General features: G+C 41.9%; 2 protein-coding genes. Both read right to left on the bottom strand.

All coding sequences use genetic code 11. The features are described from left to right. Window positions 1-134: 134 nt before the first annotated feature. Window positions 135-1,409 (bottom strand): ammonium transporter, encoded by a 1,275-nt coding sequence (locus RYP29_RS08865; protein ID WP_311533207.1) that lies wholly within the window; start codon window positions 1,407-1,409, stop codon window positions 135-137. A gap of 249 nt (window positions 1,410-1,658) precedes the next feature. Then, window positions 1,659-2,608 (bottom strand): carbon starvation CstA family protein (locus RYP29_RS08860; RefSeq protein WP_311533205.1); only part of this gene is annotated, 950 nt, incomplete at its 5' end.

The following is a 2,608-nucleotide window of genomic DNA, read 5'->3' as shown; positions in this document are numbered from 1 at the left end:
TCTTTTAAATCTTCTAATTGCTCTGCCCGAGCAATGATATCTACTTTCTTCATCCGTTTCATAGTATCACCTCATCTGCGTTTTCATTACATCTATTGTACCATCTGTGAAAGCTAGCTTTCACAAAAAATAATTTATACCAAGGAATGTTGGTCAGAGGTAATAAAACGTCCACTGCTCTTAAATTCAGATTGATTATACGCACCTTCGCCATGTTCACTAATGTCGATACCCAAAGATTCGGCACTAATGCTAACGCGCATATCCATAAATAGACTAACTACCTTGAAGATAATAATTGTGCCTATAATAGCAAGAGCAATGGCTACAACGAGAGAAATCAGTTGAGGAATGAGCAAGTTACCACCATAAAATAGGCCATCTGCACCATCAGGATTTACACTGACTGTAGCAAACAAACCGGTAGCAATAGCACCCCACATACCACCTACACCATGAATACCAAAGGCATCGAGTGAATCATCATAGCCAAACTTGCTCTTTAAAATTGCGACCGCCACATAGCAACAGATGGCGCCGATAAAACCGATTGGAATCGCTGCTACAGGTGTTACAAAACCAGCTGCTGGCGTAATAGCAACAAGGCCAGATACACCACCAGATACAGCACCTAACACGGTCGGTTTACCACGGTGATATCGTTCTACCAACACCCAACCAACGATGCCGATAGCAGCAGACATTTGCGTCGTCAACACTGCATTTGCAGCCAAGGGACCTGCCCCTAGAGCAGAACCAGCATTAAAGCCGAACCAACCGAACCATAACATGGCACCGCCGAGGACGGTCATTGGTAAGTGATGCGGCAACATTGGCATACGCCCATAACCGCGGCGACGACCTAAGAGTAAACAAAGCACGAGACCTGATACGCCAGACAATACATGGATAACAAGACCGCCTGCAAAGTCGAGTGCCCCTAGATTGGCGAGGAATCCACCACCCCATACCCAATGGGCCATAGGATTATAAATGAGTACGGACCAAATCACAGCGAATACTACAAAGGGTGCAAAACGCATACGTCCCGTAATAGAACCGCTCATGATAGCTGGTGTGATAATAGCAAACATGCATTGAAATGCAATAAATGCCATTTCTGGGATATTCGCACCTTCCATGATGCTATTCTCTGTGCCCATAAGACCAATTTTATTGAGGCTACCAATAATACCATGTACATCGTCACCAAAGATCAATGTATAGCCTATGAGCATAAATTCTACGGAAATCACACCAATCAGAAAGAAGCTCTGCATGATAGTGCTAAGCACGTTTTTACTACGAGACATGCCTCCATAAAATAGCGCAAGCCCTGGTGTCATAAAAAACACCATGGCCGTCGCCACGAGTATCCATGCTGTATTACCTGTGTCGATTTCCATCATAATAAACTCCTTTCATAACAAAAGCACCTAGCCTCAGAATAATCTGAAAACTAGGCGCCGTTACCTAACTATTTTGTTGTAGTAATATACATCACTACTAACATCCTATATTAGATTATTATATATGTCAATGAATTCTATAGAATTTCTACAATGCCGCTTACGATAAAATACATAAAACTCTATAACACTATAAATTAAAAGTGCACTCACAAAGGTGAGTGCACTTTATATATTGCAATAATAATATTATGCTTTTACTTCTTTACCGTATTTTACAAGGCTTTCAGCTTCAATTTCAGCTTGTGTACGGTAGTCTTGAGGCATGCTAGATAAGCGAATCCAGCTACGTATAGCCTCTACTAATACGATGAGGATCATGAGGAACATAGCAGCACTGAACGCTACTAGGATCCATTTACCAGCTGGGATATAGCTGTTAAATACGTTTTCAAAGTCGGCAGCGATAGCAACGATAGCCATGAGGATACAAGGAATACCTGTTACCCATGCATAACGTTTGTGACCAAGTCGCATGATAACAGTAGTACCTACAGCCAATGTCATAGTACCTAATAATTGGTTAGATACGCCGAATAGAGGCCAGATAATACCGATGTTACCTTGTAGAACTAGGTAGCCCCACAAAATACAAATTAAAGCTGCACAACCATAAACGCCAGGAGTCCAATGTTGGTCGTTGAATTTAGGATGGAAATGACCTAATAATTCTTGAAGTAAGTAACGACCTACACGAGTACCAGCATCGATCAAAGTCATGATGAACAATGCTTCGAACATGATACAGAAGTGATACCAGTAACCCATCAAGTGAGACATGTTAGGCAATTTAGAGAAGATATGAGCCATACCTACTGCAAGGGATACGGCACCACCAGGACGGTGCATCAAATCTTCCCCAACCATTGCGGACAATGCTGGCAATTCATGAACTTGAAGTCCTAATGCCTTAAAGGATTCAACTGTGGAGTTAATAGCAAAGTAATCATCTGGATGCAATGCAGTGGCTGCGATCAACGCCATCATAGCGATGAAGCCTTCTGTTAACATCGCACCATAACCGATAGGTAAGATTTCTTTTTCATTAGTAAGCATTTTAGGTGTTGTACCTGTTGCGATAACCGTATGGAAACCAGATAACGCACCACATGCGATAGTAATGAAGATGTAAGGGAATA

The sequence above is a fragment of the uncultured Veillonella sp. genome (assembly GCF_963534045.1).
In the GTDB taxonomy this organism is placed as follows: Bacteria; Bacillota; Negativicutes; order Veillonellales; family Veillonellaceae; genus Veillonella.
The sequence above is the reverse complement of the archived record's forward strand: the minus strand, read 5'-3'. Positions and strand labels throughout refer to the sequence as shown.

Bases quoted from the DNA above. Each gene is read 5' to 3' on its own strand.
- RYP29_RS08865 (WP_311533207.1), bottom strand. From the start codon at position 1,409: ATGATGGAAATCGACACAGGTAATACAGCATGGATACTCGTGGCGACG.